Here is a 15946-nt window from a genome sequence, read left to right as displayed (position 1 = left end):
GGGGAAGGCCGTAGGAACGGGGTTCGTACGAACCGCGCCGGAACATCGGGTGCCGGCGATCGGCGAGCCGCGGAAAAACTGCGGACACTGAGCAGCTAAATCGCGGTGCGCGTCGAGCGCCGTTTTTTCATCGACGTGCAATTTTGGCGCGTTACCGTGCGCAAGCGTTGTACTCGGGAAGATGTTGCGCAATGTTTTACAAGCGCGGACCTGTCTGCAACTTGGCGTGCGAAATCGGGTCGGAATCATGGACAGCAACACCCTGGCCGCGCGAATCGGCGGCAATCAGCAAAGTGAAATACAAAGTGAAACCTCCGCCCCCTCGGACGGCCTAACCGGTTTTTCAGAGCAACAACCTACGATGAACGCAGCAATGAGGCTCGATCAGGCCACGATCGTGCTGGTGGAGGACGACCCGGACAGCCGGGAATCGTTGACCTTGTTACTCGAGGCGGAAGGCGCGAAGGTTTGCGCGGTCGCCGATGCGGAAGAGGGCGTCGTGGCGGCGATGCGGTTGCTTCCCGACGCGGTCGTCTGCGACCTCGACTTGCCGGCCATGGATGGCTTCTATCTGATCCAGCGGCTGCGCGACCACGAGATTTGCGGCGGTCATTCCCCCTCGGTGGCGGTGGCCCTCACCGGCCATACCGACGACGCATACCGCCTGCGCAGCATCGGCGAAGGCTTCCAGCATTTCATGACCAAACCTGCGTTACCCGAAGCGCTCGTGACGCTGCTGCACGACGCGATCGACGCCCGCGCGGCGGGTTGATCGACGCTTCGCCGCGGCTCTCGTGGGAGCGGGTTTTAGACAGAGCAGGCCGGCGCGCGGCGGGGAGATGTCGTTTCGCAGCGCACGGCCATCGACGCTTTGCAGCGCGTCACACAGCGTTGCGCACCCAATGTGGCGCGCCGCTATTTCGCCGCGGCCACCGGCGCGGCCGCGCTGGCCGCTTTGGCCGCCTGACAGGCGGCACACAATCCCTTCAATTCGATTTCGTCGCTCGCGAGCCGATAGCCCGCGTCCTCGATCTGCGCGACGAGGGTCTGACGCAGCTTCGGTTGATGCAATTCGGTGACGCTGCCACATTGCTGGCATACGACGAGAATGCCGTGCTGGCATTGCGTCAGATCATGGCAGACAGTGAACGCATTGATCGATTCGATCCGATGCACGAGCCCCGCCGACAGTAAAAAATCCAACGCGCGATAGACGGTCGGCGGCGCCGAGCCGGCGTGGATCTGGCGCATTTCGTCGAGCAGCGAATAGGCCTTGGTCGCGCGTCCCGAGTTCAGCAGCAGTTCGAGCACCTTGCGCCGGATCGGCGTGAGTTTTTCGCCGCGTTCGCGGCAATATTCCTCGGCGAGTGCGAGAGCCGCTTCCTGCGACGGGCCATGTGCGTGCGACGACTCGTGCACGTCGTGATGCGCTCGATGATCGTGTGCATCGGCGGCGGGGGCGGCAGGTGTGGGAGCGACCGGACGGCCGGTCGCGGCGGGCTTGGCGGTTTTCATGCGTCGATTATAGAGGCAGGGGGATGCAAGTGCCGCGCCGGTCGAAGCGTCGAGAGAATCGGGAGTCCCCGGATTTGGCTTACATCTGACAACAAACGAAAAATAGGGTCTTTACTGGCAAAAAATGCCTATTCTTTGTCAGTCAGTCGCTGAATGTGTTTGACGGGATCTCGATGAGACAACTGCTTCACCCATCGCGGGCAGTAGCCTTAGCCTTTCTCTTTGCGATTGCCGCAGGGACGCTCCTTTTGAGGTTGCCCTTGTCGCAGGCCAAAGGTGAGGCAGCGCCGTGGCTGAGCGCTTTTTTTACCGCTACCTCCGCGGTCTGCGTGACTGGACTCGTCGTTGTCGATACGGGCACCTACTGGTCAAGCTTTGGACAGTGGGTCATCCTCGGCCTGTTTCAGATTGGCGGTTTCGGCATGATGACCGCAGCCACCTTGCTGGGACTCATGGTCAACCGGTCCTTGCCGCTGCGAGCGAAGCTGATCACCCAGGTCGAGACGCACACGCTCCGTCTCGGGGACATCGGCAGCGTGGCGCGCCTGGTGCTCGTCGTGACGCTCGTCACCGAACTGACCACGGCACTCTGGCTGACGCTCAGGCTTCATCTCGGGTACAACGTCCAATGGGGCGAGGCCGCATGGAGCGGATGGTTCCATGCGGTCTCCGCGTTCAGCAACGCGGGCTTTTCAATTTACCCGGACAGTCTGATGCGCTATGCCGCCGACGCGTCGATGCTGGTACCGATGATGGTCGCGATTGTCGTCGGCGGAATCGGGTTTCCGGTTCTGTACGATCTGCGGGAAAAACTTCGGGGTGCCCGTCGGCTTTCATTGCACACTAGGCTCACTTTAGTGGTCACGGGGGTGCTGCTGCTCGGTGGATTTCTTGCGTTGCTGCTGTTCGAATGGACCAATCCAAAAACCCTGGGTCCGATGCCGTTCGGAGAGAAGCTCCTTTCGGCAGCTTTCGCCTCGGTATCCGTGCGCACGGCGGGTTTCAACTCGCTCGACGTCGGCGCAATGCGTCATGAAAGCTGGGCCCTGCATTTCTTCCTGATGTTCGTTGGCGGGGGCAGCGCGGGAACGGCAGGGGGTGTCAAGATCGGCACCATCGCCATTCTGGCCTTGCTGGTGATCGCAGAGATCCGCGGGCTTGGCGATATCGAAGCGTTTGGGCGCCGTGTCAGCGCGTCGGCGCAGCGGCAGGCGATTACCGTCGTGGCGCTGGGCGCCGTGATGATCACGGTCGGCACACTGATCATTCTGCACATCACCGATTTCCCTACCGATCAGGTCATCTTCGAAGTTATTTCGGCGTTCAGTACGGTCGGTCTGTCCACGGGTATCACGGGTGATCTGCCTGCGCCGGCACAGTTCGTGATCATCGCGCTGATGTACGTCGGCCGGGTTGGAACCATTACCTTTGCAACGTCGTTAATACTGGTTGAGCGGCGTGCGCAATATAGCTACCCCGAGGAGCATCCAATTGTTGGCTGACCTGTTCAAGATTTCGCTCTCTTTTTCGAAAGGCGACAGTGTGGTCGTCATCGGTTTGGGGCGGTTCGGCTGTGCCGTGGCCCAGTCGCTGCTTCGGCTTGGCCATGACGTGATGGGAATCGACCGGGACGAGCAGCAGGTGCAGTTATGGGCGGACCGGTTGACGCATGCCGTCCAGGCCGATTCGACCAACGTGAATACCCTGCGTCAATTGGGCGTTGCCGACTTCCCTCATGCGATCGTGGGCATTGGAAGCGACCTTTCGGCGAGCCTGATGACCCTGATGGCCCTAACGGAACTTCAGATCAAGGACATCTGGCTGAAGGCGGTGACCACGGAACACGCCCAGATTGCCCAGCGCATCGGCGCGCATCACGTGGTTTATCCGGAAGCGGAAATGGGTGAACGGATCGCTCACCTGATCACAGGCCGAATCGTGGACTACATTGAATTCGGCGAAGGATTTGCCGTCGCCGCGATTCATGCCCCGGCGCCGACACACAACCGTCCGCTCGCAGATTGCGGCGTTCTGGAGGCGTTCGGTGTCATGGTCATGGCCGTCAGGCGCGCTGGCGAAGAGTTCCAGCACGCGGGGCCTGACACGGTTGTTGTGCCGGGGGATCTGCTGATCGTGTCGGGCCCCGCGAGCAGCGTTGAAGAGTTTGCGGGTCGCGCGAATACCTGAACTGTTTCAGCCGACCCGCGCCATGCTCAGGTCAACGGGAAATCCACATACTTCTTGAACCCGGAACGCGTCGTGAGACGCGAATACCAGCGCTCCAGACTCGGCAGCGACGGCCGCTGCAAACCGTCGAGGCCGAACCAGCGCTTCGCGTACGCGCCGATCACGATATCGGCGAGCGTGAACTTGTCGCCTTCGAGAAAGAAGCGGCCCTGCAGATGCGTGTCGAGCAGGCGCCACAGGACGGTGACCGCCTTCGCGTCGGCGGCGAGTTTGGCGCCGTCGCGCTCGGCCTCGGGCGTGCGCACGAGGGTCCAGAACACGGGACGTTCCACTGGCTGCAGCGTCGACAGCGACCAGTCCAGCCAGCGGTCGATGCTCGCGCGCAGTTTCGGCTCGCCCGGATACAGCAGGCTCGATTCGCCGTATTGCATCGCCAGATAGCGCAGGATCGAGTTGGATTCCCACAGCACGAAGTCGTCGTCGACCAGCGTCGGAATCTTGCCGGTCGGGTTCATCGCGAGATAGTCGGGTTCGTTGTTGCGGCCGAATTGCAGGCCCGCGTCGATGCGATCGAACGGCAGCACGAGTTCGTCGCAGCACCACAAGACCTTCTGGACGTTGACCGAATTGGCGCGTCCCCAGATCGTAATCATCCGGCAATTCCTTTTCTCTTACAGTTGGCAAGCCGCGCGGCGTGCGCGGCGTTCAGGCGGTAACGATACACGATGCGCGCGCCTTTGCGCGACGGGCCGCCCGGCCGACATTGCGTTGCGTACAATGACCGCACTCCGGATTGGCCGCTGAAACACGCATCCCAACTCATTGAGGCATCGCATGGCCCGCATTGTTCCCGACGACTGGAAGAGCCTCGAAGCGACCGGCGCGGCGGCGCGCGAACGTGAAACGCTCGCGCTGCTCGAAAAGGCACTGCCCGCCGACTACACCGTCTACCACGGCGTGCATTGGACGCGCCTGAACCAGAACTTCTCCGTGTTCGGCGAGGCCGATTTCGTGATCGTGAGTCCCGCCGGGCGCCTGCTGATCATCGAGCAGAAGACCGGCTTTCTGCGCGAAACGCCGAAGGGGCTCGTCAAGGTGTATCTGCAAACCGAGCGAAACGTCGCGATCGCGCTCGCGCATACGATCGAGAGTCTGCACCGGCGTTTTACCGCGGCGTTCGGCGCGGGCGCCTATTTCATCGAGGAACTGCTGTACTGTCCCGATCACATCGTCAAGGATGCGGCGATCGCCGGCGTGAATCCCGCGCGCATCGTCGACGCTACGCGGCGCGAGCGTCTCGCGGCGATCGTCCGCGAAGCGCTGCCGGCCGATGAACCGCGGCTTCCCTGCGCGGCGAAAATCCACCACTTTCTCGCCGACGAACTCGCGTTGACGCCCGACACGAGCGCGCTCGTCGGGCAGGCGGGCATGCTCGTCACGCGCCTTTCGGGCGGACTTGCGACATGGGCCCGGCGGCTCGAAATCGCGCCGTTCCGTTTGCGCGTGATTGGCACGGCGGGCTCCGGCAAGACGCAACTCGCGGTGCAGGTGATGAAGGACGCGGTCGCGCGCGGCGAGCGGCCGTTGTACGTGTGCTTCAACCGGCCGCTCGCCGATCACATCGCGCGGGTCGCGCCGCCGGAGGCGAAAGTCGCGAACTATCACCAGCTTTGCGACTGGATCGCGCGCGACGCGGGCCGCGCGCCCGATTTCCGGTCGGCGCAGGTGTTCGATCAACTGGAGGCCGTATTCGCCGACACGCCGATCGAACCGCGCTGGCAATTCGACGTACTGATCGTCGACGAAGGGCAGGATTTCCAGCAGCCATGGGTTGCCGCGCTCGAGCGGCTGCTGCGGCCGGGCGCCGCATGGTGGTGGCTCGAAGACCCACTGCAGAATCTGTACATGCGTGAGCCGGTCTCGTTGCCCGGCTGGACCACGCTGAAAGAAACCACCAATTACCGCAGTCCTCGCGACATCCTCGATTATCTGCGCGACGTGCTGGGCGCGTCGGTGCCGCTGGCCGCGGCACTTACGTCGGGCAGTCCGTTCGACGGCTCCGAGGTTTCGGTGTCGGTCTACGACGAAGCGCAGGGCGCCGATAGCAGTATCGACGCAACCAAGCGCGCCATCACGCAGGCGCTATCGCTCGGTTTTCGCAAGCAGGACATCGCGGTGCTGTCGTTCCGCGGTCGCGAGGGCTCGGCGATGAGCGCGCTCGATCATCTCGGACCGCATCGGCTGCGCAGTTTCACCGGCAAATACGATCTGTTCGGCAACCCGGAGTATCGTGAAGGCGACGTGCTGTTCGAGTCGATCTACCGCTTCAAGGGGCAGGCGGCGCCGTGCGTGATCTTCACCGAGATCGACTTCGACGCGTTCGACGAACGCAGCGCGCGCAAGCTGTTCGTCGGCGCGACGCGCGCGACGATGAAGCTGATCGTCGTCGCGTCGCAGCGGGCCGCGCGGCATTTGCAGTTGCGCGAGGCGAAGGACAGGTAGCGGCGGCGTTCGGGCGCTGCGCCCACAAGGAACGTTGCGCTCAACTCCACGCCCTTGCGCTCACCAGCATCCCCGTGCGCGTCAGCGCATCCCACCAGATCACGCGCAGCAGCGGCGCTTGCTGCGCGATCAGCAGCGCCTGCACCGGATCGCTTTCGACGAAGTGCGTGACACCCGCGCGCAGCGCCGCGCTCGCCTTGTGCGCGGCCGCGCCGGCGGGGCTGTCGTCGTGCAGGCCGGACGTGCGCATCGCCAACTGCATGTGAGCGAAGCCGTGTCGCGCGAGCCACGCTTCGGTGCGCGCGCGATCCATCTCCGGGCGGCCCGTGATGATCGTGCGCACCTGCTGCAGGTCGATGCCGGGCAGCACCTCGAACGGCAGCAGCGCGTCGCGCTCGGCGAGCGCGGCGGCGAGGTCCTCGTCGTAGCGCGCGAGCGGTACGTCGGGCAGCAGGATGCCGTCGAGGTCGATCGCGTAGGCCGCGTACTCGTGGTCGTTGGCCATCGCGGGCGCGGCGCCGGCTTCGACGCGCGCCCAGTCGTCGCGGTAGCGCTCGGTGTACGCCTGGCGTTCCCATGGAAAGAGGGCGAAGTAGCCGCGCGCATCGATCGCGTAGTCGGGCTGTGCGCGGCTCAGATCATCGACCGCGGCGGTCAGGGTTTTGACTTCGAGCCCGTGCGCCTGCAGAAACGCGATGCAATCGACGAGCGTAAAACCGCGTCCCGCGATGTCCTCGCACAACAGCACTTTCGATCCGGCGGGCGGGATCGGCAGCGTCGAATCCCATGCGACCGCGCGCGTCTGGCGGTCGTAGCGCAGGAACGCGACCGGCGCGCCGACCGCGTGCGACACCATCAGCGCGAGCGGCGCGCCGCCGCGCAGAATCCCGAGCGCCATCGAGAAACGCTCGGCGAGCAACGCGGGTTGCAGCGATTCGATCCAGTGATCGAGCTGTTCGTACGTCAGAGGCAGGACCGGCTTGTTCATGACTATCGAGGCGCCGCGTGGCGCGTTGGAAGGCAATGGTCCGCGGGGATGCGCGCGCGGCGCGCGCTGACGCACTGGCGCGACATCGCGGGTCCCCGTTTTTGAGTCAGCGCATTTTGGCGATATTATGCATGCGGGTCAAAGGTCGCGTGTCGGGGTGGCACGCGTTTGACGGCACGGCACGGCGCAACTCTTCGCGTGGCATGAGATCGGCTGACCGTGGCGCCGCCAGCGTTCCGGCGAATCAGCGAAAACGGATAAAAAAGCAAATGGCCAATCTGATTGCAACGCTGCGCAACGCAGCCAGCGGAACCGGTGTGCCCTGGCGGATGCGCTGGCTGACGGGGCTGGCGGGACTGATCGTCGGGCTTTCCGTCTGTTGCGCGCATGCGCAGCCGGGCGCGCGGCAGTCGCCGGCGCTGGCGCTCGACGTGCAGGGCAAGATCGCCAATACCAACGACGCCGCGCATCGCACCTATCACTTCAACGAGGCTCAACTGCTCGCGCTGCCCGTGCATACGATCACGACCTCGACCACCTGGACGCCGCGCTCGACGTTCACCGGGCCCAGGCTCGCCGACATCCTGAAGGCCGTCGGCGCGCACGGCACCCAGATCGAACTCCACACGTTCGACGACTACACCTACACCGTGCCGGTGTCGGACTGCGAACGCTACGGCGTGATCGTCGCGTACAGCATGAACGGCCAGCGCCTGAAACTCAGCGACTTCGGGCCGCTGTTTCTGATCTATCCGCGCGACGCATTTCCAGATGAACTGACTGGCGCGGTCGGCGACTCGAAATTCGTATGGCAGATCAAGGCCCTCATCGTCAAATAGCGCGCCGTCCGTGGCGGCGCGTGTTGTACGTGCTGATCTGGCTGATGGCGCTCGCGGCGCCCGCCGGCGCGATCGGCTATCTGCTCTATGCGAACCTGTTGAACCCGCGCGCGACCGAGCAGCTGACCCGTACCTACGACGGTTTCTACTGGGACGCCGCGCAACTGCAGATCGCGTACACTCGCTTCGAGAACCAGCTGCTGCTGTATCAGTCCGGTGCCGACGACGATTATCAGCAGTTGCAGCTGCGCTTCCAGCTGCTGCAATCGAAGCTGCGCGTGATGGCCGGCTCGACGCATCGGCTCTCCGCGCAGCTCGCTCTGTTGCAACGGCAGCTCGACGAAATCAAGACGCTCGAGACTGTGCTCGACGACATCCAGCCCGAGATCGAGGTACTGCAGCGCGACCGTGCGCGTGCCGCGCGGATCGACGCGCAGCTGCGCCAGCACTGGAGCGAGGTCAACGATCTCGCGCTGTCGCGCCGTTTCGCCGATGTCGCCGACCGCGAGGCGATGAACCGCGATTTCATCGACAAGCGCCGCATTCTGTTCGCGGGCGGTCTGGTGCTGCTATTGCTGTCGGCGGCGGCGACGCTGCTGCTCGCGCTCAACGGCCGGCGCCGCACGCGGCTGATGCGCCAGCAGCGCGCGGCGCTGGAAGCCGAGCATCAGGCGAGCCGCGCGGCGCGCGAGGCGAGCCTCGCGAAGGATGCGTTTCTCGGCATGATCGGCCATGAACTGCGCACGCCGCTGCATGCGATCGTCTCGTCGGTGGAACTGCTCGGCTTCAACTATCACTCGGAGGCCGACCGCAAGGTGATCCAGCGGCTCGAAACCGCGGCGCGCCATCTCGAGGCGCAGATGAAGGACCTGACCGACTACGCGCGCCTTGGCGCCGGCAAGCTCGAACTGCGGCACCAGCATTTCGAGCCGCGCGAGCTGCTGGCGTCGATCGTCGATGAACACACGATGTCCGCCAGGACGCGCGGGCTCGAGCTCGAAAGCGAGGCGAGCGGCGCGAGCGGGCTCGTCGAGTCGGACCCGCACCGCATCCGGCAGATCGTCAACAACCTCGTCACCAACGCGATCCGCTACACCGAGACCGGCACGGTGCGCGTCGAACTGCGGCAAGAGCCGGCGCTGCTGGTTTTCGTCGTCAGCGATACGGGGCCGGGCGTGCCGTCCGAACAGATCCCGCTGATCTTCGAGGAGTTCACGCAGCTCGACGCGTCGCGCACGCGCCGCTTCGAAGGCGCGGGGATGGGGCTCACGATCGTGCAAGGGCTCGTGAAGCTGTTCGGCGGCACGGTGGATGTCGCGAGCACGGTCGGCGAGGGCACCAGCTTCACGGTGACGATCCCGGTCGTGCCGGTCGCCACCGTCGAGCCGGCCGAGGTCGCGGAGCAAGCCGAGCCGGACGGCGCGCAGCCGTGCGTGCTGATCATCGACGATAACCGGCTGATCCGCGAGTCGCTCAGCGAAATGGTCGCGCACATGGGCTACGACTCGCTCGCACTCGGCAATGCCAACGACGCGCTCGCGTGGCTCGACACCCACCGCTGCGAAGTGGTGCTGCTCGATCTGCACATGCCGGAGCGCGATGGCTACACGTTTCTCGAAGACTTCGCGACGCGCGACGGACCGTCGGCGGGCGTGCCGGTGATCGTGGTCAGCGCGTACGCGCCGGAGGTCGTGCGGGATGGCGAAAGTGGCGCGACTGGTGTGCCGTCGGTGTTCGAGGCGCTGTTAAAGCCAGTCCATTACGAGGATCTGAAGCACGCCCTGCAGCGGGCGCTGGCGGCGCGGCATCAGGCGTGAGCGCGTGAGCGCGTGAGCGCGTGAAGGCGGCGCTGCCGCGAACGGGGTGCGCATCGGCGCCCGCGCTTCAGGGGCGGTTCAGCCGCTTCGACAGATCGGCGACGAGGATCGCCATGCGCGCGGGCTTCTCGTAGCACGCGACGTCGTAATCGCGGATCACCTCGCTGATCTCCGATTCGCTGGCCTTGCCGGTCAGCAGTTCGCCGGTGAGCACGAAGATCGGCGCGTCCGGGTTCTCCGACGCGCGCACCGCGCGAATCGCGGCCGCCGAGGTCTGCGAGCCGAACAGCCAGTCGATGATCACGCCGTCGAACACCTGCGTCTGCAACTGCTCGCTGAAGGCCGCGAGCCCATAGATCGCGACCGCCGTGAAGCCGCTGCGCTCCAGATAATCGCGCAGGTTATCGGCGCTTGCACGATCGTCGTCGACCACCGCGATGGCCGGCTTGTCGGTCTCGGCGCGGCGCGGATAGATCTCGATCTTGTGGACTTCGTACGCGCTCTGATACAGCGCGCCATCATGACGCGAGACGCGCCATTGACCGAGCCGCGAATAGGCGACGAATTCCGGGCGGCTACCCGGTTCGAGCGCCGCGCCGACCCACGCGGTGCAGGCGATTTCGGTCGCGCCGATGCAGAACACCGCCTCTTGGGCGATCGCGCCGACGACGCCCGGATCGAGCGACTGCGCGCCGAACAGCTGCGCCGCGGGTTCGTCGAATACCTCGGCGACTTTCTTGATTTGCGACAGCGTCCACGGACTATTGCCGCGCAGTTTGCGGTGCCCCTGAGAAAAACTCAGATCGAGGATGCGGCATAGCTCCGTGGTTTGCTGTCGCTTGCCGATTCCATGCCTGCTCATCAACTCGCGCACGCGCTCGGCAACCGCGATGGAGTCGGGTGAGTGTGTTTCGTTGGCCATGCTGCGTGAAAATCCGCCGGGTTAAAAGGTACATCTGGAGCGCGGTCGGCAGGCGCAAGCCGACCCTGCGCATGCTATGCGCATGAATCGGTCACGCGGGGACAGCAAATGTACCGTAAAAAAATTCACCATTTATGATTTTGTCAGACCGGCCGCCGAGTCCGCTGATGCAAGCGACGCCATCGCCGTGCCGGTGACTTTTGATGCATTGAGCATCAAAAGGCATTCTACCGGTGAAACGATGACGAAACCGTAGGGAATCCACGAATGAGTAGTGCGCAAGGCGACGGATCCGGCCGCTTGCCGCACAGCCCGGCAGGTCCGCCCTTGCGGAAAAGCCAGGCGAGAGGCGCAATGAAAAGTGTGTCCGGAGGGATCGGGTTTGCGCCGGCACGCGCGGTCCGCGTTCAGCTTGCCGGCATCGTGTCGAGCCGGGCCGCCGAATTTTGAAGTCCTTTGAAAATCCGCTCGGCGACCTTGCCCGGAAAGCGCTCGGGCAACTCCGCCGACACCCGCTCGATCACGCCAGGTGTCTGCTCGATCAGACGCTGGAGCAGCGGCTCGGCGTCGGCGCCGTACGAGCATTTCAACGCCATCGCGTTGAAGTGTCGCCGCTGCACGTCGCGAAACGCATCGTGCTTGCTGCGCGACCATAGACCCATCGCAAGCCGCGCCTTGTACCACGACCACTGGTTCGGGCCGTTGCCCTCGACCGGCCAGATCGACATCACGTCGTAAAGCGGCGTCAGACGGTACTGGCCACCGGCGAGCAGGCGGATGCTGAAGTTCTTCGCGTGGCCGTCCGGCGCGGCCAGCATCCAGAACAGGATCTGGCTCGCGAGCAGGGTCTCGATGTCCTGCCGCGCCTCGACCGATTGCTGCAGAATCCGCGCGAGGTCGAGCACGCCGGGGCCGCCCTCGTTTTCGTACTTGCGATGCGACGGCACGCCGTACACCTGGCAGAAATCTTCCTGCGGCAGACGCAGCAGCCAGCGGCCGCTCGAATGCATCTGCCGGTCGAAGCGTTCGACGGCGAGCACGCGCTGCTTGCCGAACCTGAGCACCTCGGTGTTCGCGACCGGCAGGCCGAACGCGCGCAGAATCCGCAGACACAGCCACTCGTTTTCGACCGACGTGCTGAGATCGGCGAGCCGGTTGCCGACCAGCCCGAGCGGCAGCTTGAAGATATGCGTGGTCGGCGTCGCGCCGTGCGGCCGTTGCCATTGGCCGTCGTGCCACAGCAGCGCGGTTTTCTCCTGCGCGCCGGCGAGCGAGATGCGGAAGTCGTCGGATTCGTCGGGCGCGCCGAGCGTCGGTTTGCCGACCGTCTGCGCAAGCAGCGCCTCGATGTCGTCGTCGGAAAGCGGCGTGCCTTCGATGCGCTGGACCCCGGCCGGCGCGTCGTCTTCGGCGAGCAGCTGGACCGCGCCGACGCAGTCGCGGCCGATGGCCTGCAGCAGGTCGAACGCTTCGAGCGTTTCGGTCCGGTAGCGCTGCGCGATGCGTTTGCGGATGACGTCGCTGTCGGGCAGCAGGTTGTCGAAGTAGTTGAGCACCCGCGGCCCTTTGTGCGTCATGTTGCCGGGCGTGAACGGCAGCGACAGCGACAGCGGACGACCCGCGGGCGACGCGATCCAGGCGGCCTCGTAGGCGAACTCCATCGGGCCACGCGCGGGCAGCCGCCAGAGTCCGACGCGCTCGCCGTTGGCCCACACCGACAATGCCTTCGAAGCGGTTTGCCGGGCCATCTCACCACTCGACGTTCGGTGCCGGCTCGGAGCTCGGCTGATTTTTGTCGCGCAACTGCAGTTGCAGGCCGTAGGCGCCGCACAGCGCGAGCAACTGGGTGAGCGTGAGCCCGCTCGCATCGGTTTCGAGCGCGGAAATGCGGCTTTGGCTCACGCCGACGCGCGCGGCGGCCTCGGTCTGCGTGAGGCCGGCCTGGCGGCGGCTGGCCGCCAGCAACTGCGCGAGCTGGTGCGACGTGGCGATCAGATGGAGCATGGCGGATTATCTGCGAGACGAATAAATGCAATTTATGCGTGAGACGAATATTTGTCAAATATTTGCGTGACGCATAATCGACGAATATTCGTGTGACGGATAATCGGGCATTCCGGCAGGCGCCGGCCGCGCCGTCCCGGCTGCGACCAGCCGCGGTACCGACGTCGCTCGTCATTGCGGACAATGGCTCCCACTGCGAAGATGACGCCCACATCGCCAACCCGCCCACCCATGACCACGACTTACCCGCTGCACTCGACCTTCACGCCTGCCGACCAACCGTTTCCCAGCCACGCCGACGTCGTGATCGCCGGAGCCGGCATCATGGGCTGCGCGGCCGCTTATTACCTGGCGCGGCGCGGCCTGTCGGTGGCGGTGCTCGACAAGTCGCGGATCGCCGGGCAGCAGTCATCGCGCGCGTGGGGCTTCGTGCGTCAGCAGGGTCGCGAAGCCGCGGAGGTGCCGCTGATGATGGCCAGCATTCCATTGTGGAAAGAACTCGAACGTGAGCTGAATTTCGATCTCGAATGGCGCCAGGGCGGTTGCCTGTATGTCGCCACCCATGACGAAGACTGGACATCGTTTCAGCAATGGACCGAGGTCGCGCGTCAGTATGGCCTCGATACCCGCACGCTCGAGCGCAGGCAGATCGACGCCGTGGTGACCGGCATGCAGGGCCCCGCGCTCGGCGGCCTGTACACGCCAAGCGACGGTCAGGCCGAACCGCGCCGCGTCGCCGCGGCCTTCGCGGCACGGGCGGCCGAAGCCGGCGCGCTGTTTTTCGAGGGCTGCGGCGTGGTCGGCGTCGAACGCGCGGGCGGTGCGATCGCTGGTGTGGTCACCGAGCGCGGCACGATTCGTACCTCGCGTCTGATCTGCGTGGCCGGCGCGGGCAGCTGGCGGCTGCTCGGAACGCTCGGTCTCGAACTGCCGCAGCAGGCCGTGCGCGGTACCTGCATGCGCACCAATCCGTTGCCGCCGATCACGGCGTCGACCTTCTGGGGCCACGGTCTCGGCATCCGGCAGCGCGCGAACGGCGCGATCAATCTCGCCGACGACATGCAGGTCGACGTCGACATGACGCTCGGTCATTTCCGCGCGCTGAAATGGTTTTTGCCCGAAGTGTGGACGCAGCGCGAGAAGTTCAGCTTGCATCTGAACGGCGCCTGTTTGCACGATCTGCGCGAACGTCTGCCGGGCGGCATGCCCGACGCCGAACGCGTGCTCCATCCGCGCGACCCGCATCCGCAGCCGAACGCGAGCCACGCGCCGCGCGCGCTGAAAAAGCTGCGCGCACTGTTTCCGGCGTTGCGCGACGCCCAGGTGGTCGAGGCGTGGGCGGGGCTGATCGACGTGTTGCCCGACGGCATTCCGGTGATCGATGCGCCGCCGCAGGTTCCGGGCCTGACGATCGCGACCGGCTTCTGCGGTCACGGTTTCGCGATGGGGCCGATCGTCGGCAAGCTGCTGGCTGAACTCAACGATGGCGGCGAGGCGTCGCTCGATCTGTCGGCGTTCCGTTTGCAGCGTTTCTTCGACGGCACGATGAAGCGGCCGCGCAACATGCTGTAACTCCGCGCAACCCAGCCCGATACAACCCAACCCGACCGATACCACCGATGACCGAACCCGTTCTCCGCCACGCCGACGTCCCGTACTACACGCAATGGGGCAGCCCCGAGTGGGTGCGCGCCATCGTCGAACAGCAGCGCGACCCGTGCGACGATCCACACTGGCAGCGCAGCGGTTTCGCCGACCCCGAGCGCTATCGTTTCTGGGCGCAACGCCTGTGCGGGCTGACGTGCCTCGAGTCGGCTCTCGACTACTGGAGCATCGATCACGCGCCGCGCGCCGCACTGCTCGACGACGCACTGCGGCACGGCGTATACCGGTTGCGCGACGATGGTGGCGTCGACGGTCTGATCTACCGGCCGTTCGCCGACTGGGCGGGCCCGGCGTTCGGCCTCGATATCGAGGTGCTGCCGCAGGCGTCGCTCGAGGAGATCGCGGCGCGGCTCGACGACGATACGCTCGCGATCGTGTCGGTGAGTCCCGAGATCCGCTATCCGGAGCGGACGAACCAGCGGCGGGGCGGTCATCTGATCCTGCTGCACGGGCGGGATCGCGGCGGCGTGTGGTTTCACAACCCGTCGGGCGTCGCGCCGCATCAGTCCGACGTGTACCTGCCGTTCGCGACGATGTCGCGTTTCTATGCAGGGCGGGGGATGACGCTCAGCCGCGGCACGAGCTAGCCGGCGCGCTGGGCATGAAGCGGAGTTCGCGATTCGGCGGGCAGTAGACGTCCACACGACTGGTCAATTTTTTCGCGCTCGGTTACGGTGACGTCATGCCCACTCCATCCCCCATTGGATCGTTCCGCCCATGACCCGCCCGACCACGCAGATCTTCGACGCCGCCACCACCGCGCGGCTGATGCCTTACGCAGCGCTTGTCGACGCGTTGAGGCGCGCTAGCATCGACTACGCGCAACGACGCATCGTGAGCCCCGAGCGGCTCGTCGTGCCGCTGAACGCCGGCGGCGTCATGCTGTCGATGCCCGCCACCGCGCCCGATCTCGCGATCCACAAGCTCGTCAATGTGTGCGCGAGCAACGGTGCGCGCCATCTGCCGACGATCCACGGTCAGGTCATGGCCTTCGATGCCGACACCGGCGAGACGCTGTTCATCCTCGATGGTCCGACAGTGACAGGGCGCCGGACCGCGGCGATGTCGATGCTCGGCATCGCGACGTTCGCTGCGGGCGCGCCGCGTGAATTCCTGCTGATCGGCACCGGCACGCAGGCGCTCAATCATCTGGAGGCGATCGGCGAACTGTTTCCCGACGCGCGCGTGTGCGTCAAGGGCAGCGCGCCCGCGCGCGCCGAAGCGTTCTGCGCGGCGCAGCGCGGCAAGGTGCGTGAGCTGCGGCCGCTCGCGGATGCGGGCGCGACGATTCCCGCTTCGGTCGACGTCGTGATCGCGTTGACCACCAGCAAACAGCCGGTCTACGACGAGACGGCACGCGCCGAGCGGCTCGTGATCGGCGTCGGCGCTTTCACGCCGCAGATGGTCGAGATCGGCGCAACTACGATCGCGGGCAGCGCGCTGTTCGTCGACGATCAGGCTGGCGCAATGCACGAGGCCGGCGATTTCATCCAGGCCGGTGTCGATT

The 15946-nt window shown here is 65.3% G+C and carries 15 protein-coding genes; 9 read left to right on the top strand and 6 right to left on the bottom strand.

Annotated elements, in window-relative coordinates; all coding sequences use genetic code 11:
- The first annotated feature begins 247 nt into the window (after positions 1 to 247).
- A complete protein-coding gene (locus F6X39_RS23650) occupies positions 248 to 772 on the top strand; it encodes a response regulator (protein ID WP_187618334.1) in 525 nt (174 codons plus the stop codon).
- Between the two features lie 143 nt (positions 773 to 915).
- On the opposite strand, the gene F6X39_RS23645 is transcribed toward F6X39_RS23650, so the two are convergent.
- Positions 916 to 1515, bottom strand: a complete 600-nt coding sequence (locus tag F6X39_RS23645) for a Fur family transcriptional regulator (protein WP_187618333.1) — start codon at positions 1513 to 1515, stop codon at positions 916 to 918.
- 260 nt (positions 1516 to 1775) lie between these two features.
- Between F6X39_RS23645 and F6X39_RS23640 the strand changes: the two genes are divergently transcribed.
- Both F6X39_RS23640 and F6X39_RS23635 read left to right on the top strand, forming a co-directional pair.
- Positions 1776 to 3017 carry a TrkH family potassium uptake protein gene (locus F6X39_RS23640; RefSeq protein WP_262414787.1) on the top strand — a complete coding sequence of 414 codons (1242 nt, stop codon included), beginning with the start codon at positions 1776 to 1778 and terminating at the stop codon, positions 3015 to 3017.
- Positions 3010 to 3702 carry a potassium channel family protein gene (locus F6X39_RS23635; protein WP_187618331.1) on the top strand — a complete coding sequence of 231 codons (693 nt, stop codon included), beginning with the start codon at positions 3010 to 3012 and terminating at the stop codon, positions 3700 to 3702. The genes F6X39_RS23640 and F6X39_RS23635 overlap by 8 nt, the downstream gene beginning before the upstream one ends.
- 26 nt (positions 3703 to 3728) lie before the next feature.
- Here F6X39_RS23635 and F6X39_RS23630 read toward each other — a convergent pair whose 3' ends face one another.
- The gene (locus F6X39_RS23630) at positions 3729 to 4355 is read right to left on the bottom strand and encodes a glutathione S-transferase family protein (protein WP_187618330.1); all 627 of its coding nucleotides are present in this window, start codon (positions 4353 to 4355) and stop codon (positions 3729 to 3731) included.
- 181 nt (positions 4356 to 4536) lie between these two features.
- On the opposite strand from F6X39_RS23630, the gene F6X39_RS23625 reads away from it, so the two are divergent.
- Positions 4537 to 6204, top strand: coding sequence for an ATP-dependent helicase (locus F6X39_RS23625; protein WP_187618329.1), 1668 nt, complete (start codon positions 4537 to 4539; stop codon positions 6202 to 6204).
- Between the two features lie 40 nt (positions 6205 to 6244).
- Here F6X39_RS23625 and F6X39_RS23620 read toward each other — a convergent pair whose 3' ends face one another.
- Complete coding sequence (locus F6X39_RS23620; protein ID WP_187618328.1) at positions 6245 to 7192, bottom strand: phosphoribosyltransferase; 948 nt, start codon at positions 7190 to 7192, stop codon at positions 6245 to 6247.
- Positions 7193 to 7461: 269 nt separating this feature from the next.
- On the opposite strand from F6X39_RS23620, the gene F6X39_RS23615 reads away from it, so the two are divergent.
- Positions 7462 to 8031 carry a molybdopterin-dependent oxidoreductase gene (locus F6X39_RS23615; protein ID WP_187618327.1) on the top strand — a complete coding sequence of 190 codons (570 nt, stop codon included), beginning with the start codon at positions 7462 to 7464 and terminating at the stop codon, positions 8029 to 8031.
- Positions 8001 to 9848 carry a hybrid sensor histidine kinase/response regulator gene (locus F6X39_RS23610; RefSeq protein WP_187618326.1) on the top strand — a complete coding sequence of 616 codons (1848 nt, stop codon included), beginning with the start codon at positions 8001 to 8003 and terminating at the stop codon, positions 9846 to 9848. Before F6X39_RS23615 ends, F6X39_RS23610 begins: the two co-directional genes overlap by 31 nt.
- A gap of 67 nt (positions 9849 to 9915) precedes the next feature.
- Here F6X39_RS23610 and F6X39_RS23605 read toward each other — a convergent pair whose 3' ends face one another.
- The 3 genes from F6X39_RS23605 to F6X39_RS23595 all read right to left on the bottom strand — a co-directional run bounded on the left by F6X39_RS23605 (position 9916) and on the right by F6X39_RS23595 (position 12774).
- Positions 9916 to 10770: a helix-turn-helix domain-containing protein gene (locus F6X39_RS23605; protein ID WP_090806040.1), complete on the bottom strand. Its 855-nt coding sequence runs from the start codon at positions 10768 to 10770 to the stop codon at positions 9916 to 9918.
- A gap of 407 nt (positions 10771 to 11177) precedes the next feature.
- Positions 11178 to 12518: a type II toxin-antitoxin system HipA family toxin gene (locus tag F6X39_RS23600; RefSeq protein ID WP_187618325.1), complete on the bottom strand. Its 1341-nt coding sequence runs from the start codon at positions 12516 to 12518 to the stop codon at positions 11178 to 11180.
- A gap of 1 nt (position 12519) precedes the next feature.
- Positions 12520 to 12774, bottom strand: coding sequence for a helix-turn-helix domain-containing protein (locus tag F6X39_RS23595; RefSeq protein ID WP_187618324.1), 255 nt, complete (start codon positions 12772 to 12774; stop codon positions 12520 to 12522).
- 231 nt (positions 12775 to 13005) lie between these two features.
- On the opposite strand from F6X39_RS23595, the gene F6X39_RS23590 reads away from it, so the two are divergent.
- From F6X39_RS23590 to F6X39_RS23580, 3 genes are all read left to right on the top strand, one after another.
- Positions 13006 to 14346: an NAD(P)/FAD-dependent oxidoreductase gene (locus F6X39_RS23590; RefSeq protein WP_187618323.1), complete on the top strand. Its 1341-nt coding sequence runs from the start codon at positions 13006 to 13008 to the stop codon at positions 14344 to 14346.
- Between the two features lie 47 nt (positions 14347 to 14393).
- On the top strand, positions 14394 to 15026 hold the full coding sequence (locus F6X39_RS23585) for a C39 family peptidase (RefSeq protein ID WP_187618322.1): 633 nt from the start codon (positions 14394 to 14396) through the stop codon (positions 15024 to 15026).
- A 130-nt stretch (positions 15027 to 15156) separates the two neighbouring features.
- The coding region (locus F6X39_RS23580) for a delta(1)-pyrroline-2-carboxylate reductase family protein (protein ID WP_187618321.1) at positions 15157 to 15946 on the top strand (790 nt) is incomplete at its 3' end.

This window comes from Paraburkholderia sp. UCT2, assembly GCF_014397665.1.
Taxonomy (GTDB): Bacteria; Pseudomonadota; Gammaproteobacteria; order Burkholderiales; family Burkholderiaceae; genus Paraburkholderia; species Paraburkholderia tuberum.
The sequence above is the reverse complement of the archived record's forward strand: the minus strand, read 5'-3'. Positions and strand labels throughout refer to the sequence as shown.